The 26,040-nt window shown below is 68.9% G+C and carries 28 protein-coding genes and 5 pseudogenes; 14 read left to right on the top strand and 19 right to left on the bottom strand.

Going from position 1 to position 26,040, the window contains the following annotated elements; translation table 11 throughout:
• Positions 1-392 precede the first annotated feature (392 nt).
• Positions 393-1,082: a VC0807 family protein gene (locus ACIP94_RS34415; protein WP_402434677.1), complete on the bottom strand. Its 690-nt coding sequence runs from the start codon at positions 1,080-1,082 to the stop codon at positions 393-395.
• A 665-nt stretch (positions 1,083-1,747) separates the two neighbouring features.
• Between ACIP94_RS34415 and ACIP94_RS34410 the strand changes: the two genes are divergently transcribed.
• Genes ACIP94_RS34410 through ACIP94_RS34400 form a run of 3 tightly spaced genes read left to right on the top strand, consistent with a single transcriptional unit; the run spans position 1,748 to position 4,226 of the window.
• Positions 1,748-2,353: a DUF1453 domain-containing protein gene (locus ACIP94_RS34410; protein ID WP_402434674.1), complete on the top strand. Its 606-nt coding sequence runs from the start codon at positions 1,748-1,750 to the stop codon at positions 2,351-2,353.
• Between the two features lie 41 nt (positions 2,354-2,394).
• Positions 2,395-3,555: a sensor histidine kinase gene (locus tag ACIP94_RS34405; RefSeq protein ID WP_402434671.1), complete on the top strand. Its 1,161-nt coding sequence runs from the start codon at positions 2,395-2,397 to the stop codon at positions 3,553-3,555.
• Positions 3,552-4,226, top strand: coding sequence for a response regulator (locus ACIP94_RS34400; RefSeq protein WP_402434668.1), 675 nt, complete (start codon positions 3,552-3,554; stop codon positions 4,224-4,226). Before ACIP94_RS34405 ends, ACIP94_RS34400 begins: the two co-directional genes overlap by 4 nt.
• A 705-nt stretch (positions 4,227-4,931) precedes the next feature.
• On the opposite strand, the gene ACIP94_RS34395 is transcribed toward ACIP94_RS34400, so the two are convergent.
• The 6 genes from ACIP94_RS34395 to ACIP94_RS34370 all read right to left on the bottom strand — a co-directional run bounded on the left by ACIP94_RS34395 (position 4,932) and on the right by ACIP94_RS34370 (position 13,050).
• The gene (locus tag ACIP94_RS34395; RefSeq protein WP_402434665.1) at positions 4,932-5,279 is read right to left on the bottom strand and encodes an STAS domain-containing protein; all 348 of its coding nucleotides are present in this window, start codon (positions 5,277-5,279) and stop codon (positions 4,932-4,934) included.
• 698 nt (positions 5,280-5,977) lie between these two features.
• Entirely contained in the window at positions 5,978-6,454 is a 477-nt protein-coding gene (locus tag ACIP94_RS34390) for a (2Fe-2S)-binding protein (protein WP_402434662.1), read from the bottom strand.
• A gap of 7 nt (positions 6,455-6,461) precedes the next feature.
• Positions 6,462-8,804, bottom strand: coding sequence for a molybdopterin cofactor-binding domain-containing protein (locus ACIP94_RS34385; protein ID WP_402434659.1), 2,343 nt, complete (start codon positions 8,802-8,804; stop codon positions 6,462-6,464).
• A gap of 153 nt (positions 8,805-8,957) precedes the next feature.
• Entirely contained in the window at positions 8,958-10,178 is a 1,221-nt protein-coding gene (locus ACIP94_RS34380; protein ID WP_402434656.1) for a PucR family transcriptional regulator, read from the bottom strand.
• A 506-nt stretch (positions 10,179-10,684) separates the two neighbouring features.
• Positions 10,685-11,686 (bottom strand): acyl-CoA desaturase, encoded by a 1,002-nt coding sequence (locus tag ACIP94_RS34375; RefSeq protein WP_402434654.1) that lies wholly within the window; start codon positions 11,684-11,686, stop codon positions 10,685-10,687.
• Between the two features lie 479 nt (positions 11,687-12,165).
• Complete coding sequence (locus tag ACIP94_RS34370) at positions 12,166-13,050, bottom strand: SDR family oxidoreductase (RefSeq protein ID WP_402434652.1); 885 nt, start codon at positions 13,048-13,050, stop codon at positions 12,166-12,168.
• A gap of 112 nt (positions 13,051-13,162) precedes the next feature.
• Here ACIP94_RS34370 and ACIP94_RS34365 point away from each other — a divergent pair, with 112 nt between their 5' ends.
• Entirely contained in the window at positions 13,163-13,735 is a 573-nt protein-coding gene (locus tag ACIP94_RS34365) for a TetR/AcrR family transcriptional regulator (RefSeq protein WP_402434649.1), read from the top strand.
• A 167-nt stretch (positions 13,736-13,902) separates the two neighbouring features.
• Here the strand turns inward: ACIP94_RS34365 and ACIP94_RS34360 are convergent.
• Both ACIP94_RS34360 and ACIP94_RS34355 read right to left on the bottom strand, forming a co-directional pair.
• Positions 13,903-14,202, bottom strand: a pseudogene (locus ACIP94_RS34360) (substrate-binding domain-containing protein); the annotation flags it as partial.
• A gap of 21 nt (positions 14,203-14,223) precedes the next feature.
• Positions 14,224-14,409, bottom strand: coding sequence for a hypothetical protein (locus ACIP94_RS34355; RefSeq protein ID WP_402434646.1), 186 nt, complete (start codon positions 14,407-14,409; stop codon positions 14,224-14,226).
• Between the two features lie 668 nt (positions 14,410-15,077).
• Between ACIP94_RS34355 and ACIP94_RS34350 the strand changes: the two genes are divergently transcribed.
• The 3 genes and pseudogenes from ACIP94_RS34350 (at position 15,078) to ACIP94_RS34340 (ending at position 16,169) form a co-directional block, all read left to right on the top strand.
• Positions 15,078-15,422 (top strand): MerR family transcriptional regulator, encoded by a 345-nt coding sequence (locus tag ACIP94_RS34350; protein ID WP_402434643.1) that lies wholly within the window; start codon positions 15,078-15,080, stop codon positions 15,420-15,422.
• Between the two features lie 323 nt (positions 15,423-15,745).
• Positions 15,746-15,970: pseudogene (locus ACIP94_RS34345) on the top strand (DUF899 domain-containing protein); the annotation flags it as partial.
• A gap of 52 nt (positions 15,971-16,022) precedes the next feature.
• Complete coding sequence (locus ACIP94_RS34340) at positions 16,023-16,169, top strand: hypothetical protein (protein ID WP_402434640.1); 147 nt, start codon at positions 16,023-16,025, stop codon at positions 16,167-16,169.
• A 9-nt stretch (positions 16,170-16,178) separates the two neighbouring features.
• Here the strand turns inward: ACIP94_RS34340 and ACIP94_RS34335 are convergent, their stop codons facing one another.
• Complete coding sequence (locus ACIP94_RS34335; protein WP_402434638.1) at positions 16,179-16,658, bottom strand: hypothetical protein; 480 nt, start codon at positions 16,656-16,658, stop codon at positions 16,179-16,181.
• Positions 16,659-17,054: 396 nt separating this feature from the next.
• Positions 17,055-17,474, bottom strand: coding sequence for a GNAT family N-acetyltransferase (locus tag ACIP94_RS34330; RefSeq protein WP_402434635.1), 420 nt, complete (start codon positions 17,472-17,474; stop codon positions 17,055-17,057).
• 333 nt (positions 17,475-17,807) lie between these two features.
• On the opposite strand from ACIP94_RS34330, the gene ACIP94_RS34325 reads away from it, so the two are divergent.
• The 5 genes from ACIP94_RS34325 to ACIP94_RS34305 all read left to right on the top strand — a co-directional run bounded on the left by ACIP94_RS34325 (position 17,808) and on the right by ACIP94_RS34305 (position 20,487).
• Positions 17,808-18,122 (top strand): hypothetical protein, encoded by a 315-nt coding sequence (locus ACIP94_RS34325; RefSeq protein WP_402434632.1) that lies wholly within the window; start codon positions 17,808-17,810, stop codon positions 18,120-18,122.
• Positions 18,119-19,132: a WXG100 family type VII secretion target gene (locus ACIP94_RS34320; protein ID WP_402434629.1), complete on the top strand. Its 1,014-nt coding sequence runs from the start codon at positions 18,119-18,121 to the stop codon at positions 19,130-19,132. The genes ACIP94_RS34325 and ACIP94_RS34320 overlap by 4 nt, the downstream gene beginning before the upstream one ends.
• On the top strand, positions 19,129-19,818 hold the full coding sequence (locus ACIP94_RS34315; RefSeq protein WP_402434627.1) for a hypothetical protein: 690 nt from the start codon (positions 19,129-19,131) through the stop codon (positions 19,816-19,818). The genes ACIP94_RS34320 and ACIP94_RS34315 overlap by 4 nt, the downstream gene beginning before the upstream one ends.
• Positions 19,819-20,022: 204 nt before the next feature.
• Positions 20,023-20,301, top strand: coding sequence for a hypothetical protein (locus ACIP94_RS34310; protein ID WP_402434624.1), 279 nt, complete (start codon positions 20,023-20,025; stop codon positions 20,299-20,301).
• A gap of 36 nt (positions 20,302-20,337) precedes the next feature.
• Entirely contained in the window at positions 20,338-20,487 is a 150-nt protein-coding gene (locus tag ACIP94_RS34305; RefSeq protein ID WP_402434621.1) for a DUF6207 family protein, read from the top strand.
• Between the two features lie 52 nt (positions 20,488-20,539).
• On the opposite strand, the gene ACIP94_RS34300 is transcribed toward ACIP94_RS34305, so the two are convergent.
• From ACIP94_RS34300 to ACIP94_RS34275, 6 genes and pseudogenes are all read right to left on the bottom strand, one after another.
• Complete coding sequence (locus tag ACIP94_RS34300; protein ID WP_402434618.1) at positions 20,540-21,202, bottom strand: hypothetical protein; 663 nt, start codon at positions 21,200-21,202, stop codon at positions 20,540-20,542.
• Positions 21,203-21,361: 159 nt separating this feature from the next.
• A pseudogene (locus ACIP94_RS34295) lies at positions 21,362-21,430 on the bottom strand (hypothetical protein); the annotation flags it as partial.
• Positions 21,427-21,723 (bottom strand): hypothetical protein, encoded by a 297-nt coding sequence (locus tag ACIP94_RS34290; RefSeq protein WP_402434615.1) that lies wholly within the window; start codon positions 21,721-21,723, stop codon positions 21,427-21,429. The gene ACIP94_RS34290 and the pseudogene ACIP94_RS34295, both read right to left, overlap by 4 nt.
• Before the next feature lie 147 nt (positions 21,724-21,870).
• Positions 21,871-22,323: pseudogene (locus tag ACIP94_RS34285) on the bottom strand (IS5 family transposase); the annotation flags it as partial.
• Positions 22,320-23,171, bottom strand: a complete 852-nt coding sequence (locus ACIP94_RS34280) for a putative RNA methyltransferase (protein ID WP_402434612.1) — start codon at positions 23,169-23,171, stop codon at positions 22,320-22,322. The pseudogene ACIP94_RS34285 and the gene ACIP94_RS34280, both read right to left, overlap by 4 nt.
• Positions 23,172-23,487: 316 nt before the next feature.
• Positions 23,488-24,201: an SAVMC3_10250 family protein gene (locus ACIP94_RS34275; RefSeq protein WP_402434609.1), complete on the bottom strand. Its 714-nt coding sequence runs from the start codon at positions 24,199-24,201 to the stop codon at positions 23,488-23,490.
• Between the two features lie 337 nt (positions 24,202-24,538).
• On the opposite strand from ACIP94_RS34275, the gene ACIP94_RS34270 reads away from it, so the two are divergent.
• Both ACIP94_RS34270 and ACIP94_RS34265 read left to right on the top strand, forming a co-directional pair.
• Positions 24,539-24,814 (top strand): hypothetical protein, encoded by a 276-nt coding sequence (locus ACIP94_RS34270; RefSeq protein ID WP_402434606.1) that lies wholly within the window; start codon positions 24,539-24,541, stop codon positions 24,812-24,814.
• A 232-nt stretch (positions 24,815-25,046) separates the two neighbouring features.
• Positions 25,047-25,172: pseudogene (locus ACIP94_RS34265) on the top strand (transcriptional regulator); the annotation flags it as partial.
• A gap of 68 nt (positions 25,173-25,240) precedes the next feature.
• On the opposite strand, the gene ACIP94_RS34260 reads toward ACIP94_RS34265, so the two are convergent.
• Positions 25,241-25,501 (bottom strand): hypothetical protein, encoded by a 261-nt coding sequence (locus ACIP94_RS34260; protein WP_402434871.1) that lies wholly within the window; start codon positions 25,499-25,501, stop codon positions 25,241-25,243.
• A gap of 313 nt (positions 25,502-25,814) precedes the next feature.
• Positions 25,815-26,040, bottom strand: a 226-nt coding sequence (locus tag ACIP94_RS34255) for an integrase core domain-containing protein (protein ID WP_402434603.1), incomplete at its 5' end; no start/stop codon positions are given.

Genomic DNA, 26,040 nt, shown 5'->3' with positions numbered 1-26,040 from the left:
TTTGCCGCGGGGACAGCGATAGGCCTGCCGGCTATCGGCCAAGAGCAGCAACCAGCAGCAGAGCACGCCCTCCCGGAGCTCGGATGCCTGGGTGCCGCTGCTCGGGCGGCCGAGGTGGGGCATCATGCACGGCCACGTGCGGGCATTCTCATCCCAGGTAAGGAGCGACTGCGCCGTACTCCGGGGGCAGGTTGGCGTGTACCTCATCATGCTGCTGCGGTACACGCCGACGTACACCGTACCTGGTCGTACTCCAGCGACTCCTCGCCCCGGAACCGGTACGCCTCCGGCGCCGCGTACACGCACTGCCCGTAGCTCTGGCAGCGGTTCGGATCGACCAGGGACCCGCATGAATGTCTCCACCTTCTCCGTACGGGTGACCGCTGAGTTCGTCACGCCTGGGCCTGGACCCGCATCGTGGCTTCGGTCTTCTTCGCCGAGACGAGGGTCCACACGAACAGCAGGGTGTAGACAGCGACCATGAGTACCTGTGAGACGTTGGCGGCGAGCCCGATCGGCAGCAGATAGACGGCCGCGATGCGCAGGCTCGCATCGACCAGTAGCGAGACGCCCCACACCAGCGAGACACGGAACCAGCGGGCCCGCATGGTTGCGGACTTCGAGGTGGACTGGAACTCCCCGTGCTGGGTGCCGTCGGCCGAGCGGGCGAAGCGCAGGGCGGCGTAATAGGCGAGCGGGCGCTTGACGAGGCAGCTCGTGACCAGGACGAGGCCGGCGGTGGTGGACATCGCCGCGTCCTTGGCGAGGATGAACCGAGGATCGCCGGTGGTGAAGCTGAGCGCGAGGCCCGCCCCGAACAGGGCGAGCAGGAACAGGGCGAACGGATCGACCCTGCGCTGCCGCACCGCCACCCAGCACACACGCAGACCGGAGGCGACGGTGCCGGCCAGCAGCGCCACGTAGTTGCTTGCCCCGAGCAGTTCGGCGGCGAAGTAGGCGATCACCGAAAGACCGATGTCGTAGAACAGCAGAGAGGCCATCCCACGAGCGGCCGGGTTGAGTCGCCGTCCGCTGGACCGGTTGTCGGTGGAGGCGGTCGGGTCAGGCGAGATCTGTGGCATGTCGACTCCCAAGTCATCGAGTGGGAAGCCATTTCGAGCGCATCCCAAGCCGGAAAAAGAATGAAATCGCCGGCAGTCGCGGACGTTCCCTTTTCGATGATGTCGAAAGTACGTTTTTCTGCGGTGCTCGTCGTGCGGCCGCCGCCGTAGATCCGGGTGGAGAAGTGTCTCCACGCAACGGCCGCAAGTACGGCACTGGTTGGAGGCAGTGCACCGGTGGCGGCTCTACTGTGTGGGCGATGTGTCTCGTGGGACTCGGCCTGTTCACACAGGGCCGTCCTCGTCGGCGGCTTCGCCACGAAGGGCATGGTGCCGTTGGTCACGCGGATCGTGCGGGGCGCCGGGACCTGGCATCCTGTCGTCGCTTTCGCTCTTGCCCACAGACCTTCACCGAGGCGCCCCGCGAACCCGGTCCGAGCAGGCTGGACCTGCCCGGTGCCTGACCGCGGCCGTCGCCTCGGCACGCTCGTCTACGGCGCCTCGTGCTGCTCGAGATCGGGATCGCACTGGTCATCCGAGGCTCGGTGTGGCGGAGTCCACCCGGGTGGAGAGGCATCTCCACCCGGAGATACAGCCCTCACCGCACGACGCCGACGCTGGTCAGCCGTAGCTTTCCGAGCATCAGGAACACCGTCGAACGGAGGACAGCGAGGATGAGCGGTCCGATGGAGATCGTACTGATGGCGGCCGCGGTCGGTTACCTGCTGATCCGACGTGTGAGGGGCGAGCCCGCGCAGGCCAAACGGATGCTGATCCTGCCGGCCGTACTCAGCGTGATCGGCCTCAACGACGTCTCCGGACAGGCCCACACGCCGCCGTCGCTGGTCTTCCTCGTCGCCACCGCCGCGGCCGGCATCCTCCTGGGCGCACTGCGCGGAGCCAGCGTGCGCATCTCCCACCGCGACGGCCTCGCCTTCGTCCGCTACACCGGCATCACCGTCCTCTTGTGGGTGCTCAACCTCGCCATCAAGCTCGGCGCCGACCTCGCCCTCCACGCCATCGCACGCAACGACGCGGGCGTCGCCGGCAACAGCCTGCTGTTCACCCTCGGCCTGGGCATCCTCACCGAAGGACTCGTCATCTTCTACCGCGCACTGTGCAGCGACCACCGCGTGATGTTGGCCCCCGGCCAGAACGGCACCCCCCACCAGATGTCCTCCTTCCTGGACAACCTCCGGCACAACCTCACCGATCGCGGCAACACCCCCCACGATCGCCACGCCTCCGAATGGGACACTCACACCCACCAGCTTCGCAACCACCGGCGATGACGACGCGACCACCGGCGACGACGATCGGAACCCCCAGCCTCATGACCACGGCGGACCAGCGACCATCAGCTCCATCCGAACGCTTCCGGGACGAGCTGATCCAGCCGTTCCTCGTGTTCGCCATGATCGCCGGCACCATCGCCCAGTGGCCAGACAGCAGCATTCTGTTCCCTGCGCTCGCGCTGCCGCTGTTCATCTGTGCCTCGATCAGCGCCGTCGCCGCGCTGCCATCCTGGACACGGCTGAGCAACCGGCAGCGGATCGCCGGGATGACCGCGTACATGCTGCTCGGCTCGCTGCTGTTGCCGCTCGCGCACGAGACGACGTACGCGGCGTTCTTCCCGTACGTCGCCGCCAGGGCGGTCGGCGTGAAACTGGCCTCCCGCAGGGCCGCTGCCAGTGTCGCGATGACCGGTGCGCTCGTCGCGGCGGGTGCGACCCGGCTCATGGAGGTGCTTGCGCCCCAGGCGTCGCAGTGGCCGTGGTGGGTGACACTGACCGTGGGCCTGCCCGTCTACATCGGCATATCCAACCGGGACCGACTCGACGCCCTGCACAGCGCCCAGCTCGCGGCCGAAGAGGCGCAGCACGCCAGGGAGTTGGAGACTCGCGAGGCGGCGCTGATCGAACGCGGCCGCATCGCCCGCGAGGTCCACGACGTGCTCGGCCACTCCCTGTCCGGCATCGCGCTGCAACTGGACATGGCCGACGCGCTGCGCGACAGCGGCCGCGAGGACGAGGCGACCGCGGCCATCCGCCGGGCCCGCGCACTCGCCGTGGACAGCATCAGCGAGACCCGCCGCGCCGTGCACGCGCTGCGCGAGGACACCCTGCCGGTGCCCGACGCCCTGCGCCAACTGGCCGAACACAACACGGTCGACTTCACGCTCACCGGCGAGGCCGGAGAACTCAGCGCCGAGGCGAGGCACGCGCTGGTCCGGGCGACCCAGGAGGCAATGACGAACGCGGCCAAGTACGCGCCGGGCGCGGAGCGCAGCATACGCCTGGTCTTCACAGACGACCGGGTCACCCTGACCGTGGACAACGGCCCCGCCGCCGAGGACTTGCGCGCCGAACTGGCCGACGGCAGCGGGGTCGGCCTCGTCGGCATGCGCGAACGCGCCGCTCTGCTGGGCGGGACCCTGCAAGCCGGGCCGACCCGGGAGGGCGGCTGGACCGTGGAACTGGAGCTTCCCCGATGACCGAGAACCGCACGATCACCCTGGTCGTCGTCGACGACCAGGCAACCGTCCGCGAGGCCCTCGCCGTCATGCTCGGTCTCGCCGAGGACGTGACCGTCGTGGCCACCGCCACCAACGGCGCGGAAGCCGTCGAAGCCGCCGAGCAGAACCACCCGGACGTGATGCTCATGGACCTCAACATGCCGGTCATGGGCGGGGTCGAGGCAACAGGGCACATCCGCCGGGCCCAACCGCACACCGCGGTCCTCGCGTTGACCACCTTCGACGACGACGAGTCGATCCTGGCCGCGCTGCACGCCGGCGCCAGCGGCTACCTGACCAAGGACGCCGACCGCATCACGATCCTGCACGCCGTGCGCGCCGCCGCCCAGGGCCAGGCCGTGCTCGCCCCCGAGGTGCAACGCCGCCTGCTCGCCCTCACCTCCCGGCCCGCGCCCGCCACACCGCCCAAAGACGAGGATTTCAACCTGACCGCGCGGGAGCGCGAGATCCTCGGGCTGATCGGCGAGGGTCTGCGCAACCCGGAGATCGCGGCGAAGCTCGTCATCAGTGAGGCCACGGTGAAAACGCACATCAACAACATGTTCGCCAAAGCCGGTTTTCACTCCCGAGCCGACGCGGTCCGCTACGCCCTGCGCAACCGGCGCTCCCCGGAGGACCCCCAGCAATAGGGCACCGTAGCTGGGCGGATGGCCGGGAGTGGCCCTACGGTTGGGACTGTAAATCGTCCCGCTCTGTTCCGGAGTCGGTGCTGACCTTTCGTCGTCATGTGAGGAGGACGCGGTGGTGGAGGAGGTCGAGTCCGGCTCGGCCGTGCATCTGCCGGCACACGACAAGCAGGGTCCGCCGCGAAGACGCGGTGGACCTGGGGGCAGAGGCGGAAGGAAACGGGTCACCGTGCGCATGCGACAGCTGGGGCGGACCGGTACCGCACGCCGCGCTTCATCCTCGCACCCGCCCTCCGCGAGGAACTCGAAGTCCTCGCCCCCGAAGACCGCGGCCCCGGACGGCCGTGGAAGCCGGCCCGCCCGTCGAGGCCGCCGCGGATGCGCCGGCCGCCGTGGCGACCCGGATCGGGTACGCTCGCTGCCCCACCCGCCCAGCAGGAACTCCGGAGCCATCTCCACGCCCTCGGACCGGTCCGCAAGCCTGATCTTCTTCGTGGCTGTTCGGGGAGCGGGGACGCATCCGTCGGAGCAAGCGGGGGGATCCATACGATCACCGGGGAAGGCAGCGGAGCAGGGCGTCGTGGTGCACCTGCCCGGCTCCTGCCTTCGGCGGCAGCCGGAGGCCCGGAGGACTCGGCAGAGCTGGTTGCGAAACCTGCCGTGGGGGAGTAACCGCCGGCGTCTGCCTATTACGGGTCGCCCCCTGGTTCATCCGCTCACGGCAGATGACGCGTCCGCCGCGCTTGAGGTGTCGCAGACGAGCAGGTCGTAAGTTCCCGTCAGGTGGAGCAGTCGGGCGGCCTGGTCCTGGAGCCCCGTGAGGACCAGTCGTCCGCCCTCGGCGTGGAGGCGTCCGCGCAGCTGCAGCAAGAGATTGAGACCGGTGGAGTCCATGAACGACACCCCTGACATCTCCAGACGCAGTGTCTTGCCGCCCAGAGGGATGTTCAGGGCGGCCCGTGCGAGTGCGGAGCACGTGTTGAGGTCTATCTCCCCGGCTACGGTGATCACGGTGCCGTCTGGGTGCTGCTGGGTGGTCACGGTGAGATCGTTCATTGTTCGCCCGTCCATTCCGGGATCGAGCCCATCACACCCCTCAAGGGGCATCAAGCGCGCGGCGACACGGGGCCGCGCACAGTCGAGCGAGACCACCCGTACCGCGCCCCGACCATCGGAATGGCCTTCAGGGGCGGCGCGGGGTCTCCCACCAGACCAGGCTGGTCGTCCATGCAGCGTCGCACACACAGGTCCCACCTCACCAGCCCTGTGGTCAGCCAGACAGGACGGCCCAGGCCACCTTCCTACGCAATGTGGGGAGGATCTCAGGAGAGTCGAACGCGCACCTCATCGGTCTCCCGGTCGACCTGCGCTACACAGCCCGGCCTGTGTGAGAATCGCCACCAGCGCCTGACGGGGAGCAGTGCGAATGCCCTGATACGCCTCTGCCCTGCCTCCCGGCAGGGCTCAGATGTGGGTCGTTGCTCGAGGCCATGACCCACCCAAGCCCACAGACGATGTCGTCCGGTCGCAGAACAGGCGGACTCGCAGCCGGACTTTGACCCGGCGCGAGCCCAACGACCGCTCGTTCAGAGTGCGTGAATATGTGCTGTGCACGCACTTCGCCCGCTTCCGTCAGTCCGGACACCGACCCGGACAAGCCGTCGACACCGCCTCACCACCCGGGCGCCGGAGGGCCGTGAGGAGGTCGCCCGGCTCGCCGGCGTCGGCACCGGCTGCCACGGACTCAGGCCCGGTCACATGCTCTTCGCGCCGGCTTTGATGGCCTCGCGGATGCGGGAGTAGGTCCCGCATCTGCAGATGTTGCGCAGTTCGTCGATGTCGGCGTCGGTGATCTCACGGCCGGCGGCACGGACCTGTTTGACCTTGGCGACGGCGGCCATGATCTGGCCGGGCTGGCAGTAGCCGCACTGGGCGACGTCGTGGTCCAACCAGGCCTGCTGCATCGGGTGGAGTTCCTGGCCGACGGTGGCGGGAAGGCCCTCGATGGTGGTGATCTCGTCCGTGGGCCGGATGTCCTTCACCTGCACCGAGCACGGGTTGAATGCCTTGCCGTTGATATGACAGGTGCAGGCCTTGCAGACGTCGAGCGCGCACCCGTATTTCGGACCGGTGACGCCGAGCAGATCGCGCAGGACCCAGAGCAGGCGGACGTTGTCCTCGGCTTCCACGGTGATCTGCCGGCCGTTGAGCTTGAACGTGTGAGTGGGCATGGCTTCCTCAGAATGTGTGATCGAGTCCATCGGTGGGGGATTGCGGCGTGGACGGTTCCAGCGGGAGCGGCTCGAAGCCGAGAGTGCCGTGGTTGATCGGGAATCGGGTGGGCATGGTTCCGGTGGCCCGGGCATAGGCGCAGGCGACCGCGGCGAAGGACGGCGCGACCCCGAGTTCGCCGGCGCCGCTGGGGCTGTCGCTGGTGTTCGGCATGACGATCACCTTCAGCTCCAGCGGGGAGTTCCACTCGCGGGTGTAGAAGTAGTTGTCCCAGCTTCCTTCCAGCGGAATGCCGTCCTTGATGTGCAGGCTGGAGGTGAGAGCAAGCGCGATGCCGTCCTGCATGCCCCCGATCATCTGCGCTTCCAGGCCTCGAGGATTGATCGCGAAGCCCGCGTCGACCACGACGAGCGCCTTGGTCACCCGTGGGCCGGCGACGCCGTCGCGGATGGGCCGGTTCACGGTCTCAGGTCGGCAGTCGATCTCGACGAGTGCCGCCGCCGCGCCCCGGTACTCCGAGTGCAGCCCGATGCCTTGGGCTGTTCCGGCCGGCATCGCCCTGCCCCAGTCGCCTGCCTCGGCCGCCTTCTCGAGCACCGCGAGCAGCCGCTGGTCCTTGAGGAACTCGCGGCGGAACTGAACGGGGTCCCTCGCCATCTTCTCCGCGAGCCGGTCGACGACGAGCTCCTGCGCGCACACCACGTTCGGCGAGTAGATGTTGCGCATGCTGCCGGTGTTGAACCGCAGCGGAACCTCGTTGAGCAGTTGCGTGGTGACCCCGAAGTCGTAGGGCGATGACTGCGTCAGCTGGAAGATCGTCTCCGCGAAGCTGAGGTTGCCGGCGACCGGCAGATGTGCGGCGGTCGCTGTGATCATTTCGCCGAGGCCGTGGCCGAAGTCGGTCTGGACGCTGGTGTGCCGCTGCTCGTAACTGATCACATTGCCCAGCGCATAGGCGGCTCGGACCCGGGAGATGCACATCGGATGCGTACGGCCCTGGCGGAAGTTGTCGGTGCGGGACCAGGACAGCTTCACCGGCTTGCCCATCTTCTTCGAGGCCTCGGCTGCCTCGGCCGCCACGTCGTGGAAGAGATGCCGTCCGAACGAGCCACCTGCCTGGACGACGTGCACCTTCACCGCGTCCACCGGCAGTCCGAGCTGCTTGGCGATCTCCTCCTGGGCGACGATCGGCACCTTCAGGCTGGCCCAGATCTCCGCGCTGTCCGAGCGCACATCAGCGATCGCGTTGTCCGGCTCGAGCGGACTGTTGCTGGCGAACGCGAAGGTGAACTCGGCGTCGATGGTCTTGGCCAGCAGCGACGGTACGGTCATGGGCGGTAGTGCCGCCCGCAGCCTGCTCTCTACGCCGGCATCGGACTCCCCGTCCACCGTCCCCGGTCCCCAGGTGACATTCAGGGCCTGGATCGCGTCGATGCACTGGCCGAAGGTCGCTGCACGCACCGCCACGCCGTGGGTGATGACAGCGATGTCGGTGACTCCCGGCATGGCACGCACAACGTCGGCGTTGTTGACCGACACCACCGTGCCGTTGATCGTCGGCGGCCGGGCCACCATGGTGGGCTTCGCATCCGGGATCTGCATGTCCATCCCGAACTGCTTGCGGCCGGTGACGATGTCGTAGGCGTCGATACGGTTCCGCGGTGTGCCGAGAACGTTGAACTCGGAAGCGGGCTTGAGCTTGGCCGTCACCGCGACAGTCTGATCGCTGGCCGCCGAGACGGCGAGCGAGCCGTAGGTCGCGGACCTGCCACCGGGACCGGTGACGACGCCGCCCCGGGTGCTCAGCTCGGAGGCGGGCACGCCCCATTGCGTGGCGGCTGTGTCGACGAGCCGCTGCCGGGCAATCGCGGCGGCGGTGCGGACCGGTGTGTACATGCTGCGCATGGAGTTCGAACCGCCGGTGAGCTGGTTCATGAGCAGTTCGGGCCGGGCGTCGGCCAGCGCGATGGAGACCTTGTCCATCGGCAGGTCCAGTTCCTCGGCGACCATCATCGCAATCGCCGTGGTCATGCCCTGGCCGACCTCGGCGCGGGGGACGGCGAAGAACGCGGTGCCGTCCGTGTTCACTCGCACCGAGATCAGATCCGAGGTGGGTGCCGCTGCGAGGTTCTGCAGGTCCCCGAGGTCGAATAGCTCCTCCGGTTCGGGCAGGGACGGGACGGCTGCCCGGGCCTGTTGCGCGTCGGTGACGTCAACCGCCCAGTCCACGGCCACCGCGAGGGTGGGGGCGGCGATGAGGTATCCGAGGAAGCGACGGCGGCCGAGGCCGCTGCGTTCGTCGGTCGGCCCCTCACCGGGATCGCGCGGCGAACGACTCTGTTCTGCCATGGACGTTCCTCTCCCACGAGCATGTGGTGGATCAGTGCTGCGGGGGAGGGTGCCACGGCTGCCGCCGCTCGGGGATGGCCACGGTGCCCATGCTTATCCGCTCCGGTTGTGCAGAGGGCACAACCGGAGCGGATGCGACCGGAAACACCGGGCTCAGTCGTGCTCGGGCGGCATGAACAGGCGGGCGGCGCGTAGCGCCAGCGCAAGGTCCACGTGGAAGGCGGCGCCGGTGAGGTCATGCCCGGTGATCTGATGGATCCGGTGCAAACGGTTGAGCACGGTGTTGCGGTGGCAGTGCGCCAGCTCGGCGGTGCGCCGGACGGAACCGGCCGCGGCCACCCAGGTCTCCAGCGTGGCAAGGAGCACATGGCGTTCCGCGGCGGGAACCTTGAACAGGGGGGCGAGCCAGACCTGGACGAGCTGCGCGGCTAGCTCCGGGGAGCTCACGAGCAGCGCCTCGGGCAGCCGCTCCTTCAGGGACGCCACTTCGTTGCGGCCGGTCGGGACGGTGCGCCGGGCCAGGGTCGCCTGCCGGTAGGCGACGTCGGCGTCAGACAGCCCGACCACCACACCGGACAGTCCGGCGGGCGCGTCCACCGCTTCGTCCAGCACGGCGAGCGCCGTATCCAGCGCCGAATCGCCGAGAGCGAGCAATCCGACGAGAGTGTGGGCGCGCACCTGCCAGGCCGAATCGATGCGAGCGGCGGTCAGTCGTCGTTGCAGCAGTGCTACGGAGCCGTGGTCCTCGGCACGGACATCGACGGTCACCACGGCGTACCGACCGTCCACGGGCACACCGATGATTCTGGCGGCCTCGTGCGCGAACGCAGGGTCCTTTGCCGTGCCGTTCAGCACTCCTTCCCACAGCGCCGCTCGGCGCTGTTCGTCGGCGCGGAGGAGTCGACGTTCCGCGTGGTGGTAGGCGACCGCGACCTCCGAGGAGATGGTGTCGATGATCTCCCAGACCTTGCTCGCCACGTCCAGCAGCGCGTCCATGTCATCCACGCCTTGGCCCCGGGCCTGATCGATCAACGCCTCCCAGACGATTCGGCCGCCGATGCGGAAGGACCGGAGCACGTCGTCCAGCGGCATCCGCTGCCCGGCCCGGCGCTGTCCGGTCGCGTGCGCGGCGTCGAAGTAGGCGTCGCCTGCGGGCTGCTCGGGCCCGGGCGCCCTGTCGGCGACCAACTGCACCACCCGGGTGATGTTGTCATGACAGGACTGCCACAGGTCCTCTGCCGGGACCGAGGTCGGCAGGCGGTAGCCGGGGTTCTGCTCGTAGATGGTGCGCACCAGCACGTCGGCCAGGGCCGGCACCCGCAGCAGCACGCTCGCGGCCAGCGATTGCGCAATCGAAGTGCCCGTGTCGCTCATGGCCGGATCAGCATCTCATACCTGATGGACTGGGTGCAGAAACGGCCTGTACGGCGGAGTGCAGCCAGAGGCGGCGCACGCCGGCGGCGATGAGCATGGCTGCCGCAGCGGCCTCACCTGTAGGATCCGCTCAGGTGGACGGGCCCAACTCGAGGCACGCCGAGTTAAGTTCACTCCCGAGTACCCGCGCTTTTTCGCCACGCTCGGTGAGCGGTCGGCCGGACCGCTTCGGCCGGGGTGATCATTGGGTAGGCGGGGCACGACAGCCGGATGGGGCCGTACCAGTCGCCGCCCATGCCGGCCCCGTTCGCGTGCCCGTCGGACGAGAGGGGGAGGAGATGTGTCCTCCTGGGGGACGCGAGACACACTGAATAACTGAATATCAGGTAGGCCGCCCCCGCTGCTCGGCCGAGCAGCGAAGCGCAGACCGGCACGCGAACGTCCCGCGCCGGCTGCTGTGTCTCATCGGCGCGGAACCGCGCGGCGACGCGCCGCCCGAGGGGGCGTCAGGCCGCGGACTCGTGCGGAGCGGCCGGTTCGGGCAGCAGGCGAGCGCTGAGACGGTCCGCGCTCGGCCACCGCACGTCGTGGACCCAGCCCAGCTTCTCGAACACCCAGATCAGGCGTGCCGACGGGTCGACCTGGCCCGGCAGGACGCCGTGGCGCGCGCCCGTGGGGTCGGCGTGATGTGAGTTGTGCCAGCTCTCACCGAAGGACAGCAGCGCGAGCGGCCAGAAGTTGGTGGCCTTGTCCCGACTGGCAAAGGGGCGCCTGCCCGCGACGTGGCAGACCGAGTTCACCGACCACGTGATGTGGTGCAGCAGCGCCATCCGGATCACGCCGGCCCAGAAGAACCCGGTCAGCGCGCCGGTCCAGGTGCCGGTGACGAGTCCGCCGACCAGCGCCGGGGCCAGGAGCGAGAAGGCGGTCAGCGGCCCGAAGAGCCGACCGACGAGCCGCAGGTCGGGATCGGCGGCGATGTCGGGCGCGAACCTGGCCCGGTTGCTCAGCTCACGCTTCAGCATCCACCCTGTGTGGGCGTGGAGGAGTCCCCTGAGCAGCGCGCGGGTGTCGGTTCCATAGCGCCAGGGCGAGTGCGGGTCGCCCTCGCGGTCGGCGAAGGCATGGTGCCGGCGGTGGTTCGCCACCCACTGGACCGGCGAGCCCTCGACTCCCAGCGAACCCGCGACGGCCAGGGCGATCCGCAGGCCGCGCCGCGCCTTGAACGAGCGGTGGGTGAAAAGGCGGTGATAGCCGACCGTGAGGCCGAAGCCGGACACGAGGTAGGCGACCACCGCCATGGCGATGTCCAACGCGGACAGGCCCCATCCCCACATGAGCGGCACCGCGACGATCAGGCAGATCGGCGGGCCGACGACGAAAATCCACATCGCCACCCCCGCCGCGGCCGTCTGCGGGGCGTCCAGCAGCGGCTTGGCCCCGTTCGTGGTGGCGGCGTCGTGTTCGGCGGTGGCCTGTTCAGGACGGTCGGCGTCGCTCGGGTTCATCGGTTCCTCGCCATCGCTCAAGCCTTTTCGGACGCGGTGCCGACCGACCGGGATCACGCGTGCGTGCGCGCGCTTTCGAGCGCGTTCGGCGGCCCAGGGCACAGGATCGCACCGGACGGCATCCGCGCAGGTCGTCGCTGATGTCCAGGGTGTGAACGTAGCGGGACTGGGCGCGGACGGAGGTCGCTTGGCGCGAGGCGAGGCCAGGCGGCGGCAGGCGAACTCCTCGGCGGGCTGGCGGGGGAGCGGCAGCGGCGGCTGTCGGCGCTGGGCGTGACGCCCCGTCACCCGGCGCCGGCAGCAAAGGCTGGTGCACAGCCGCGTTGGGTGAAGCTCACTCGGTGGCCGTGCCTTGATGCCGTGGTTCTTCGGCTCCGCCGGCCGGGCCGTCCGCCGCTGGGCGCCTCCTGGCCGCCGGAGCCGACCTGCATGTCCGGCAGGTCACGTTCGCCCCCGGGCAACAGCCCGAAGAGCGGAGATCATTCTGCGGTGAAGTAGTGGCCTTCCTCGAGGTCGGCGATGAGCCCGGAGTGGACCGGCTGCCAGTCCAGCAGCTGCCGGGTCTCCGCGTTGGGCATCGTGATGTCGAGCGTTATGAACGGGAAGGTCTTGAAGTGGTCCGCGGCCCGCTCGGCCGGGATGCTCGTGGCGGGGACGCCCAGGTGGCATCCGATGGTCTCGGCGATCTCGCGCACCGTGATTCCCGCTTCGGTCGCGGCGTACAGCTGCGCTCCGGCAGGGGACTTCTCCAGCGCCAGCCGGAAGAGTCGGGCGACGTCCAGGACGTGACCGGCGGGCCAGCGGTGGGCGCCGTCGCCGACGTAGCCGGACACGCCCGTGTCGCGGGCGATCCTGATGAGCGTCGGGATGAAGCCGGCCTTGTCCCGCGTGCTGTGGGTGACCGGCGGGATCGCGACGAGCAGGGTCCGCACGTCCTGTTCGGTGAAATCGGCGATCGCGCGTGCGACGGCGGACCGGGGATTGGCGTCGATCGCCGCGTCGCGTTCCGGGTCGCCGGTGCGGGTCATGCCGACACCGACGAGGGTCTTGCCCGTGCCGGCCAGCGCGTCGCCCAGCGCCCGTACCACGGCCAGGTCGGTGGCCGCCGCTTCGGCGAACTTCCCGGCGGCGATGGCGCCGTGGTTGAACGCGAGATGGATGACCGCGTCCGCCTCGGCGGCGGCCTCGCGCAGGCCGTCCAGGTCGTCCAGGTCGCCGCGGCGCACCTCGGCGCCCAGGGCCTTCACCGCGGCGGCCGACGTCTCGGACCGGGCCAGGCCGACGACCTCGTGCCCGGCCTGGAGCAGTTCGGGGATGACGGCCGAGCCGATGTGACCGCTGGCGCCGGTGACGAAAACGCGCATGGTGACTCTCCCATGGATGAGCCGCCCCGCAGGGCGGGACGAAGTGATGTGACTCGGTACCATCACCATAGCAGGAGTGACGGTACCGAGTCACATCACGTAGGCTGCACCTATGGGTCGATGGGAACCGAACGCGCGGGAGCGACTGGTGCGCGCCGCACTGGAGCTGTTCACGGAGCAGGGGTACGACAACACCACGGTCGCCCAGATCGCCGAGCGAGCCGGACTGACCAAGACCACCTTCTTCCGGCACTTCCCCGACAAGCGGGAGGTGCTGTTCGCCGGTCAGGACACGCACGCCCGACTCCTCGCGGACGGGATCGAGACCGCGCCCGGCACCGCCACGCCGCTCCAGGCGATCGCCGCCGCCCTCGACGCCGCCACCGCCACCTTCACAGCCGAGCAGCGCGACTTCGGGCCCCGGCTCCAAGCGGTCATCGCCGGCAACAGCGAGCTGCAGGAGCGCGACGCGTTCAAGCGCGCCCGCCTCGCCGCGGCGATGACGGACGCGCTCCACAAGCGCGACGTACCGGACCCGACCGCGAGCCTCGCCGCCGACCTCGGCGTCCGCGCCTTCTCCGACGCCTTCGCCCGTTGGAGTGATCCAGCCAGTGAGCAGACGTTCACGGAACTCGCGCGCCAGGCACTCCACGAGCTGCACGCGGCGGCCACCGCGCTCGACTGAGACACCGTGTCGGCTCACGCGGTGGCAGCGTCGGCACAACACCGCCCACGGCGAGACACGCCGCGTCGGCGCGCCAACCGCATCACCGAGGTCGTGAGGGCGTCCCCGTCCGGTCGGCGCGCAGGACACGGCGGATCGGAGTGCGGATCGCCCGGAAGGGCATTGAGTCCAGCGAACGCTTGGGGCGTCGCCTCCACCGCCCATTCACCCACCTCGGCGGACGGGACGGCGACGGAGGTGAGCGGGACCCGGGCACCCGCGGCCTGCTCGTCCGGGCAGCGGTGACGGACGGATCGCCGGGTACGTTCAGACCGAGCGACCCGAAGGCGTCGATCAGCGGCTCGAGGACCGCCTCGTTGTGCACGACCACCCCGGTCAGCGGCGGGCTGCTCCCCCAGCAGCCGCTTGGCGACCCGGCGGGCGGCGGCCGGCGCGGCCTCGCAGGGGTGCACCGACGACACCAGCCCGGTCACCAGCTCGCTGACGACCTACTGCACCATGCCCTTCGCCCGCCTCGACACCGGCAGCCCGTGCACGGCCTGCGGTGAGGTGGGAAAATGCCGGGCCATGTACCGGGCGGCGGCGATCTCCGCACTGTCCTCGGAAGCGGCGGAGGCAGAGATCAGCCGGTCGGTGCGAGGCTCGGATCCCTCGTCTCGGCCAGCCAGGTCCATACGGTCCGCCTCACGTCCGAAGCGAGCCATTTACCGCCCACTTACCCCCGAGAACGTCAAAGGCTCCCTACGTTCGCACCCCGCTCACGGAGCCGGCTCACGAGGTGGCGTGGGAGCCGCGCTGCCGCCCCGATCCGGAGCGGTCGTGCCGCGGCTCGGGCACTGCCCGCCGGGCTCGGATGCACCCCGGGCAACACTCTTTCGGGTGTATCAGCGGCAGAAGTACACGCATCGGCCCTGAAGAAAATCTGTCGTGGTGGCGGTAGACATCGGCCCATCGCGGGGTTACTGTTGTGACGTACCCAGGAAGTCGAAGTGGGCACGGCAGGCATGAACTGCCGTGCGTGCAGGTCAAGAAGGACACGGCCCCAGGGGACCGTGAGCAGTACCCGCAGTATCCAGCAGTACAACCGAGTAACCGAAGGTAAGGAGCCGAACGCCATCAGGATCGCCCGGGCGAGGAACAAGTCCGCCCGGGTACCGCAGGCCCCGGATTGGAAGGTGGTCCCCGGTCACGCATCCGCGATCCCCGCAGCCCCGCCCTCCCAGGCGGCACCTGCGGAAAGAGAAGACCGGCACAGTGTGCCGGTAGATGGTGTTGAAAGCTCGGGGCCCGGGTGCCAGTACGGCACTCGGGCCCCCCGACGCGTCCCCGGAAGAAGAGGTCTATGCCCCCTCGCAGTACCCGCCCCGCCACCCCTCTCGATGACGACGACTATCCCGCCTACACCATGGGCCGGGCCGCCGAGATGCTCGGCACCACCCCCGCCTTCCTCCGCGCCCTCGGCGAACACCGCCTGATCACCCCCTTGCGCTCCGAAGGCGGCCACCGTCGCTACTCCCGCTACCAGCTGCGCATCGCCGCCCGCGCCCGCGAACTCGTCGACGAGGGCACCCCCATCGAGGCCGCCTGCCGCATCATCATCCTCGAAGACCAACTCGAAGAAGCCCAGCGCATCAACGAAGAACTGCGCGCTCAAGGCCGTGAGTCGCGGCCGAAGACCTCATCTTGATCAGGACGCCGGGCGGCAGCTGAATTCTGAATCGGCGGACGAGGCCGCCGCCTGGTCGCGGCGGCGCAGCCGGGGCACTCACCGTGAGTGACCGGGGTTGACGCTCACCGTGGCGGCTTCCCAGCTGGTGGAGGGGACCACGGCCGTGGGTGATGGGCAAGGGGATACGCACGACTGCTGACGGCGGCGGAAAGGGCGGCGCCGGTGGAGGCCGTCGACGAGGTCGCGGAGGACCTGCGGACACCCGGCAAGCCTCATCCGCCCGCACGAAGCATCAGCCGTGACCGGGGGCGCTTCCCGGCAGGCTGCCAGGCGGCCGGCGAGTAACACTATCCCTCGGCCTGCTCGACATGACGCCCTACGGCCGCGGCGAGACCTGGGAGGACGACCCCGAGGGCTGGCCCGAGGGGCGCAGCGCGTGCTGGTTTTGGCGCTCGGACGCGGACGGGAACGCCACCTGGGGCACGACCAGCCGCCCCGTGCCGCAGTGGACCCGCCCCGGCGCCACGCCCGTGGAGACCCTCGGCCGACACGGCCACCACCACTGACGCGCCTTGTCGACCTTCACCGTCCTGATCGGGGGCCGAGGAGCAAGGGAGCGTGATCGGCGGCCGGCTCGACGAGGAACTGCGGAACGTCGAAGACCAGGTGGCCGCTCCCGGCCGGACGCGGGCGTCTGCCCGGCGTGTGCTGGATCAGCCTGCGTTCTCCGGCACCGTCCTGGACCTCTTCAACGAGGCGGTATAGCCGGCACCGTCACTGTTCCGGCACCTGCCCTTTCGCAGCCCGTAGTCCCGGCGTGGCTTCGATCAGGCTGTCGAGGCCCGATGGCGGGCGGCCCAGGACTTCCGTCACATCATTGGTCAGCCGGTCGTAGCGGTTCTCCCTGTGCAGCCGGGCCATCGTCGCGATGTGGCCGAAGACATGCGGTGTCAGGCCCAGAGGCTTGAGGTCGTGCTCGATCCATTCGTCGTACGGCACGTCGAGGTACGTCACGGTGCGTCCCAGCGCCTTGGAGAACTCGGCGGGGATTGCGGTCATGTCGCGGGAGGCGGCGCCGGTCAGTTCGTAGATCCGGCCGACCGGTGGTGCAGGGTGGAGCAGCAGCCGGGTGACCACCGCGGCCACCTCACGGGCGGCCACCGGAGCGGTGCGTGCGGTGCCGAAGGGAAGGCGGATGGTGTCGTCGCGTTGGATGGAGGCCACGGCCAGCACGCCGAAGAGTGGGTTCTCCATGAACACCGTCGGCCGGATGTGGATGACAGGCAGCCCCGACCAGTTGAGGACGTGTTCGGAGAGCCAGTGCAGTCGCTGCTGGTGCGACTCCGCGCTGCTGGTGAGTTCATCTGGGAGACGGTCATCTGTGAGATGTCCACCAGCAGTTCAAGCCGCCCGCTCTCAAGGCCCGCTGCCGCCACGGTTGCCGTGGCCTCCAGGTAGTCGGGCGACGCGCTCATCCCGAAGTAGGCCCTGCGGCAACCCTCCAGTGCCGCGACCACGTCCGCACCACGCGTGAGGTCACCGACCACCACCTCGACTCCGCGGCGCTGGTCAGGCTCGACGGCCAGTCGGTACAGGTGACAGCGCCGGCGTCGCATCCTGGCTGCTCACAAACATCTCGCTGCCCCGTATCTACAGGGGCTTGACCCAGCGTCGCCAGTGCTCCTCGCGATGGTAGCCAGTGGCGGCCCACGCGTGGTGGGCCTGTGCGTTGACTTCCAGGACCATGGCGTCGACGCGTCGTCCGCCCAGGGCGGCGAAGCGTTGTTCTGCGGCTTCCAGCAGGGCGGTGGCGATGCCTCGGCGTCGGTGGTCGGGGTGTACGGCCAGTCGGTAGGCGGAGCATCGCCATCCGTCGAAGCCGGCTATGACGGTTCCGGTGAGGATGCCGTCGCGCTCGGCGAGGAGCAGGGCTTCGGGGTCTCGTGTGATGAGTAGGGCCACTCCGTCGTGGTCGTCGCTGATGCTCGTACCTTCTGCGGCGTCGCGCCAGAACCGCAGCACTGCGTCGATGTCCGAGAGGGTGGCGCAGCGGATGTGGAGATCGCTCATGGGGGGAGCCAAGCAGAGCGCCGGTCTGTCTGGCGAGCGGTTTCCGTGCCGAGGGTGGACACCGCGGGCTGCTCACCGTCCTCGGCAGGGCCAGGAGGAGAGGGGCGGCTCCTCCTGGCCCTGCCGAGGACATGAGTCCTGCGGCTACTCTTCGGCGGCTTCCTGTTCCCTGACGGCGCGGACCGCCGGTATTGGGGGTGGTCGAGGTCCAGCTGTTTCGCTGCGTGCAGGGGCACGGGGTAGGGGACAGCCTTGACCGCGGTCGGTGCAGGTCCAACTGCCTAACGTCCAACAAGTATGATGATGTGCCGGTTCCGCGATCAGGGAGAAGCTGTGGGGGATCAGGGATTTCGGGTCCATCCGGGCGCGCTGAAGTCCTACGGCAAGGTCATTCAGGCCCAGGCTGAGCAGATCGCGCGGATCTGGCCGAGGCTGGAGTCGGTGCCGCTCTCGTCGAACGACTTCGGCAAGCTGCCGAACGCACAGAACCTTTACGAGGCGTACCAGGAGCACGTGCAGGCCGAGCGGGACAACTTCGCCGACCTGCTTGAGATCCTTCGCGACACCTGTGAGGGTCTCCAGGACTCGGCGATGAACTACGAGAGCCAGGACGTGCATATCGAGGCCTCCTTCGGAGGCGGACGGTGAGCGGCGGTACTTTCCACCAGGTCGGCGACGCGTACAAGTGGACACGGGACTTCGTCGACGAGCCGTTGATCCCACTGCCGGAGATCGAGAATCCCGTCGCGGACGGCTTGGACGCAGGTCTGGACAGCATCGTCAAGGCGGCGCTCGACTCCACCGGGCTGATGGACATGCTGGAGGAGGTCACCGGCAACCTCGCCGGACTCACTGCGGCCTCCCACGAGTGGCAGTCCCAGGCGAAGGCGATGCGGGCGGTCAGCAACGCTCTGCGCGAGGGCGGCGGCACACTCGCCGGGCAGTGGGAAGGCGTCGCGTCGAACGCGTTCGGCAGGCACATGGGCCAGGTGGTCGAGGCCATCGACGGCACCGCCAAGGACATGGACGAGATCGCACAGATCATCAGTCAGGCGGCTGCCGCCTGCCAGCTCGCCGAAAGCATGATCATCGAGATCATCCGGGAGGCGATCGAGGCGCTGATCGTCTCGCTCGCCGCGATGGTCGCGGTCGACATCCTGACCCTCGGCCTTGCAACCGCTGCCGACGCCCTCGTGGCGGATGCCGAGATCGCCGTGTTCATCGCTCGGGTGGAACGGGTCTCCGCCCGCCTGGCGAAGACGCTGGAGGAGCTGATGGCGGCGGTCCGCAAGATCAAGGAGGTCGGCAAGTCCTTCCGTACGATCAAGGACGGCCTGAAGGCGGCGAAGACCGTGCGGAAGATCGGCGGCATCGGCAACAGGGGCAAGAGCACCTGGGACCTGGTTCGCTCCCCGTCGATGGAGAACCTCGGAGAGTTCGCGGCCGCCAGGGGCACCAAGGCCGTGTTCGGCGCCGCGAAGGGCGCCATCGCAGGCGGCATCGGACTGGTGGTCGGCGCCGAGGGCCCGACGAGCGCGGTCAAGGACGGACTGAGCAAGGACCCCGCCGTCGACGCCGTGACCGGCCAGCTCGACGGCCGCAGGAACGAGGCCCCGTACCATGTGCCGAAGACACGGATCGAGGAGGACTTCGGATGAGCGCCGGCCAGTACGGCCCGCCAGAGCCCATCTTCGAACCGCGCCTGTTCGGCGGCGGCTCCCATGTGCCGCTGATGGCACCGTGGCTGCAGCCGCACGAGCGACTGCTCGGGATCGTCGACGTGAAGCTGAGCGATCTGATCCGCCGCACCCTCCCCCGCGAGTTGCGGCCCGACAAGCGGTGGAGCGACACGCTCGGCGCGGTGGAGGCCGCCGTCGAAGCCGCCGCCTCGACTGCGGATGCCGTCGAGAACGTCGACTTCGGCGTCGTCCGCAGGCTCCGGCGCATCGTGCGCGGGGCCGGTCTCACCGGCGGATGGCAGAGCATGGCCGGCCAGTTCGTGATCGCTGTGCGCACCGGGCCCCGCACCCCGAGCACCTACGACAACGAAAAGGCGCTGATGGTCTTCACCGATCGCAGGATCCTGGTGATGTGCACGGTCTCTGCCAAGAAGGTGCCCCTGTTCGGAAAGGTCCCGCCCGGAACGCAGCTCAGGGAGGCCCGGCGTCTGGCCGAGATCCTGCCGGGACAGCTTCGTAGCGTCGCCATCCGGCACACATCGCTCTCGGAACGGGTGGACCTGCACTTCGCCGACGGTTCCCTGGCTGCCGTCGAGGTGGCCAAGGAGCAGGCCCGGGCTCTGGAGGCGCTGAGCCAGGGCATCGTCCCACCCCCGCGAGCCTGACCCGACGCGCCAGTGGAAACGGGGCGCGTCTGGGTGCAGACCCTGTTCAGCGGCCAGTGAAGGTCCAGGCAGTCGCTGATCACGGCGCGCACCAGGACCAGGCCGTCGCACCCACTCCGCCGCAGCAGACTGGCGGTCGGCTCTCCCGCTTTCGGACAGTCGGGCAAGCCGACGCTGTCAGTGGCGGCCGGCAGGGTGGACGGCATGAACGGCGACGATGAGCTGCTGCTGCGGGGACGGGTCTACGGCTGCGACCACGACGACCCCGACCCGGGCCCGCGGCCGGGACGGAGCTACGTCGAACTCACGGGCGGCCCGCTGGACGGGCTGCTGCTCGACATCACCGGCTGGACGCGGGACGAGGTCGGCACCGGCGTCGCCCTCGAGACGGAGCTGGGGAGGTTCGGCGCCGGCGGCCGCACCATGTATGACCCGCGCCCGGGCGACTCGCGCCGATTCGACTGGACCGGCGACACTCCCTGACCATCGCTCTCGGTCGGGTGAACCTCACTGTGCTTGGTGAACCGGCGTCGGCATCGCGGCGTCGACGAGGGCATGAGGCCGATCAGGGACGAGCACGTCGGGAAGCCGGAACTGGCCGTGTTCGACGTCGCGTCCGTGGACGACGAAACGGCCCCCGCCTTCCAGACGGCGCTTGCCGCACGCTGAACCACCGCGTCTGCTGACCGGACGACCAGGGCGCCGGGCGAGCCCGGCGTCTCTACCGCCCGGCGGCGTCGTCCTCACCGTCAATCTCGTAGATGCGCCCTTGAAGCCGTTCACCAGCCCAGTCCAGCCCGACGCCCAGGTCAAACCAGTGCCGATCCTTGCGGACTTCGGGCTGCGAGAGGTTCACCGCCGCCCAGGAGAACACCCCCAGCAGGAGGGAACGCCCGTGCTGCGCTGTGCGCACGGACAACGCAAACGGCGCGGCGAGTGCCGCGCGGGTGACCAACATGACCTGTTCGTCCTCGGAATGTCGACGCCCACCCGTGAGAAACCGAGGCGTTTCAAGGATTTTGACCCACTCGACCACTGCATCTGCCACCTGGGCGCGCAGGGACTCTTCGATGCCCTTCCGGACGGCGGTCGCGGGATCATCGCCGAGCCAGCCAAGCCAATGATCAGGATCCGTGAGCTTGCTGAAGTCGTCATGTGGCACACCGTGACGGGGATTCTCCTGGTACTCACCTGTCAGTTTCCCGCTGCTATCCACCAACCACGCACCGCGGATTGCTTCGGGAGGTACGTAGCCGTTCGGATCGTCGATATACGTCGGGTCGATCTCGGCGACGCTGCCACCGGGATTCTCAGCAGCCGCAGCCAGTAGCGCCGGCTCGTTCGGTATGCCCTTACGTCGGCTTCGCGAGCCAAAAAGCCCCACGTTCCCCCCCACAGTTGCCTGCCCAGTCGACCCCGATTGTGCCGCACCGGTCACCTCCGCATGAGAGGGGCGTGCGCGTGACGGCGACGGGTGGGGAATCTCAGCGAGCACGGGCTCAGCGCCTTCGCCCGCCACGTTGGCGTCCGACTTGTTGTGGGCGCCTTCGGCGCTGACGTAGAAGGTGTGAACGCCGTCGACCGTCAGGTCGTAGACCTCCCGAGGCGTCAGACCAGCCCGTCCTTCACTGCCGTCACGGTGCGGAACGTACCGTCCGGCGTCCGCAGGCTGTCACCCACTCGCAGGACGGAGACCAGCGTCCAGCCGCGATGCTTGACGAAGAAGCGGTGGCCTGCCGTGCTGGAGAGCACCCCGCCGGCCACGGTGATGTCCACCAATACGGCGTGCCGGTACGAACCGGCCAGGCGCAGCGAGTGCGAGAAGGCCCAGCCTTGCGGTGCCCGGCCGACGACCCACCCCGGCCCGTCCTCGACCGCGGCGAACCACTCAGCCCGCCAACTCAAGCGGGTGGCTGTCGTATGGGTCTGTCATGCGGGTCGGCTGCCGGCGCGTCAGATGCCCTGCGACCTGCGGTGCGCCCGGCTGCTCCCCGTGGTGGGTTCGAACGTGACAGCTGACCGCGTGCCCGGTCCGGGGCGCGCGTGTGCGAGGCGGGATCGGCCTATTGCGTGGCCCACCGGCTCACTCCTGGTGGCAGGAGCTTCGCTCTTGCTGCGGCAGGTTGCGGCGACGGTGTCCTTCTCCGGCCGGGCCGTGTTCGTGGCGTGCTGGTGGGCCCGGTTATTTGTCGAGTCGACGGAGACCGTCCAGTCGATTCCATCGATCGAGTCCGCCTGGGCGGTCACCTGCGCCAGAACCGTGTGCCACGTGTCGTCAGCTGCCCACCGGCGATGGCGAGTCCAGACCGTCTGCCAGGGCCCGAACGCTTCGTGGGGCAGATCTTTCCAGGGGATCCCAGTGCGGTCCCGGTGGATGATCCTGTCGACGACGCGACGGTGGTCGGCGAACGGACGCCCTGGCTTCCCGGCGTTGTGGGGAAGGCAGGGCGCCAGGCGTGCCCACTGCTCGTCGGTCAGCAGGCCCGTGCGCCCGCTTGTGGTCACCGAGGCTGGTAGGCGGTGGCCAGCACGGAGACGGTGACCTGATCGGGCAGGAGGCCGTCATCGTTGAGGTCTGCTCGGTTCAAGTGGCGTGCGCTCGGCGTCATCGCCATCAGGTCCAGGGCATCCAGCCTGGTCAGGGTCGCGGGGTACTCCACCTGTTCGGTAACGACAGCATCGAAGAAGGGGTCCAGTGCCCGGTGCTGGCGCTGTTCCTTGGCCGGGTCGACCGTGACCATCGCAGGCAGCCGGCGGCGCAGCTCGGCCAGGTGCCGCCGGGTGGGACGGACGACGATCAACCGGCCGGTCGGGCGCAGCACTCGGCGGAACTCGGCCGGGTTGCGCGGGGCGAACACGTCCAGTACGACATCGGCCACCCCGTCGGCCAGGGGGAAGGGCCGGAAGACGTCCCAGGCCACTGCGGCGGCTCGTTCATGGGCTCGGGCTGCCGAGCGCAGCGCGCGCACCGACGTATCAAGCCCCAGCCCACGTGCGCCCGGCAGCTGTTCGAGTACGCCGGCCAGGTAGTAACCCGTGCCACACCCCACGTCCACAACCGTGGCCTGCTCAGACTCGGCGGCAGCCGCTAGGCGGGCCCCGACTTTGCGGATGGGCGCATAGGCGCCGGTGGACAGGAATCGGCCCCGGGCCTGGACCATGGCCGCGTCGTCGCCGCTGGTGGCGCGGGTGCCTGTCAGCAGGCCGACGTAGCCGTGGCGGGCGATATCGAAGGTGTGGCCCACCGGGCAGCGCAATGCGCCGCGGTCGGGGTGCAGGTTGCGCGTGCGGCACGTCGGGCAGCGCAACAGGTCGAGGGACAGTTCGAGGGCAGGGGGAAGCGAGAGGGGCACGAGGCACTCCTGGCAAGGGTGAAGGAAAGAGACCGTGCCTGCACGCGCGCTCAGAGCATCACTGCCTCAGGAAGGAGCGGGCAGCGTCGGGAACGTGGTTCACGCAGCAGGCACACCAAGGAGGGCGACGCCGTCCGGCGTCGCCCTCAGCGCCTTCCGATCACAGGAAGCAGCAGTGCGGGGTGCTCATGAATGCCACACCACGAGTCTACGAGCACCGGCGAAGCCCTCATGCCGCGCCGAAGTTGAGAGACACGACCTAGTACCGCCAAGGATGCGGCTGAAGTCGGGGACAAGGTGTGGCAAGGCCGACGCCCTACCACTTGGGGTTCCAGGGGCCGACTTCCACGTAGAGCGGGGTGCCGACCACAAGCCTGCCCTCGGCGTGCATCCCAAGGCGGGGAGGATCGGTGGCGGGAGGACAGACGTAGAGCGCCCTTGCCAAGCCGCTGAGTCGCAGGTTAACCAGATAGTGGCCGCGGGTGCGGTCGAGTTTGTCCACCAGACCCCCGATGGCCCGTCGGACAGAAGAGGCGGTGTCGTCGAAGCGGTGAAGCCCCCGCTCGTCCTCGTCGATCCTTCTGAACAGCCACCTGAGGTTCGAGGTGCCGTTGGCTGGCCGACCGAGGTCTGCCTGCGGGAACGTCAAGTGGCCGGCGGAACCACACAGGACCGGCCCATCCCACCACAGGCCCGAGTCCGTCCGGTCGGGGTAGAAGAGCGCGACGTGTGGGAAGTCCCCCGAAACGACCTCGGCCGTGCCACAGGACATCTCGTGGTCAAAAAAGAACCACTCGCCGGGGCTGAGCGACGGGTCGGTCGAGGTCTTCGCCTCCTTTCGAAGACGTTTGGCGACTTGAGTGAGTTTGGCAGACATGTCAGCCCCCTGCGCGTTGTCAGGGGGACTGGACACCCGTATCCGGGCCGCGGGGAGAGACAGTTCAACTTCGCTGCCCAGCCTGGCAAATTTCCGCGGTGGCAAGTGGAAGGTGTGCAACTTCGTCTGGGACACATAGAGCAGTTCTCGCACGTCCCCATAGTGCAGGCGCCGTCAACCACTATCCATGCGATTCATCGAGACGCTCGGCTACACGTGCGAGCACCTGTCCTCCACACCAGTCGGAATCCGGGTGTCGCGCTTCTAAAGCAGCAGGTCGTGAAGTGTGCTCCCCGCACCTGCGGGGATGGTCCCGGGGAAAGCGGTACAGCGTATGCTCGTCGCCCGCTCCTCGCACCCGCGGAAATGGTCCCTCGTACATCTCCAGCGGGCCAGGTTCTGGCACGCCGCGTCAGCTTGTTCTTCGTGGTCTGAGCTGCCTTGAAAGCATGTGCTGAGGCCCGACCGAACGCTGAGTAGGGTTGTCGCCATGGCCAAGGAAATGGGGCGGCGCCCCAAGGTGGACCTGGACAGCGGCGTCGAGGACGTGACGCTGCTCGTCTTGGAATGGCTCGGCGAGCAGGGTGTCGGTGCCATGATCCGGGTCGACGCGGAGCGCATGCGCGACGGTCAGCCGGCGTGGACATTTGCCGCTTCCGGTGGGCCGCTGGACGGTGGGATGAGGGCCGACGGGGCCTCGGTCGCTGAGTGCGTGGGCATGGCACTGCTTCGATTGAGGGAAGCCGGGCTGGCCGTTCCCTTCTGAAGCCGTCTTCAGCGTCTGAGTCGGTCGCGTTTGGCGATGGTCTCGGGGTGTTGGGCTGATTTGCCCACGTCGTAGCGGGTGGCGGGGTGCCGGTTCTTCGAGCCGAGCGGCCTCCGGCCCCAGGTCTGGTGGGTTTCGTGCACGGCCCGGCAGGGCGAAGTTCCGGCGGTGATTCCTGAACCCCCGGCGAACCCGGGCGGGGGTGAGCCGACCGGGTTCGGTGGAACTTTCGGACGACAGCGCGGAAGCCGCCCGAGCCCGGGTCGAGCGCTCCCGCGTCGTCCACGACCCGGGACACCGCTTCTCCTTGCTCATCGAAGAGCCCGTGCTCCACTACCAACTGGGCGACGCAGAGGCCACGCCGGTCTCCTGGCACGACGAAGCCCCCGGCCGCATCTATGAGCGGCCGGACCGTGTGGGGTGTGGTCAGACCCTGCGGAACAGACACACGAGTGCGACGCGTTCGCCGGTCAGTGCCTTGCCCTCGGCGGCCGCCATGTTGGCCGGCATCCAGCCCCCTCGCTCCACGGCCTGGATTTGGTCGGCCATGCCGGTCATGGGCGCCGTGGCCCTGCTGTTGGTGTTGGCCTCAATGAACTTGTAGACGAGGACTGTGTCTCCGTTGTCCCGTGCCTGGCGTGCGCGCTTGCAGGCCTCAGCAGCTTTGCCGTCGTTGATGAACCCCATGGTCCCCCCTGGTGCCCGATAGTGAGGGGCTCAGTGTGGCGCTGCGGCGTGGCGTGTGGGAGGTGTGGGAGGTGTGGGACGGAGTTGTAACACGGCAAAGCCCCGGCCGAGGACGGCCGGGGCGCGCTGCGTGTGGTGATCAGCTCGGACTCGACAGGTCGAGCCAGATCTTTCGGAGCTTCTTGCCCGACGTCTCTACGTACAGTGCGCGTTTCGCGGTTGCGCCGTTCTTGCTGGCGTGCTCGACGAAGGCCCTAAGGTCCTCGATCGTCAGGTGGACCTTCCCCCGTGATGGTGGACACGCGTTCGTGTGTCATGCGGCCAGCGTGAGCTTAGCCGTGTGGTGTCGGTGTTCGTATTCGTTGGGGCTGAGGTGGCCGTTGGCTGAGTGCCGGCGACGGGTGTTGTAGCGGGTCAGCCAGGCGAAGACGGCCTGCCTGCAGAAGGCCGCATCGCCGTAGTCGCGGGCGTCCTGGAGGGTCTCCCGTTTCAGGGACGCGTGGAAGCTTTCGCAGGCCGCGTTGTCCGCGCTTGTGCCG

It is taken from the genome of Streptomyces sp. NPDC093261, from assembly GCF_044753645.1.
Lineage (GTDB): Bacteria > Actinomycetota > Actinomycetes > Streptomycetales > Streptomycetaceae > Streptomyces.
The sequence above is the reverse complement of the archived record's forward strand: the minus strand, read 5'-3'. Positions and strand labels throughout refer to the sequence as shown.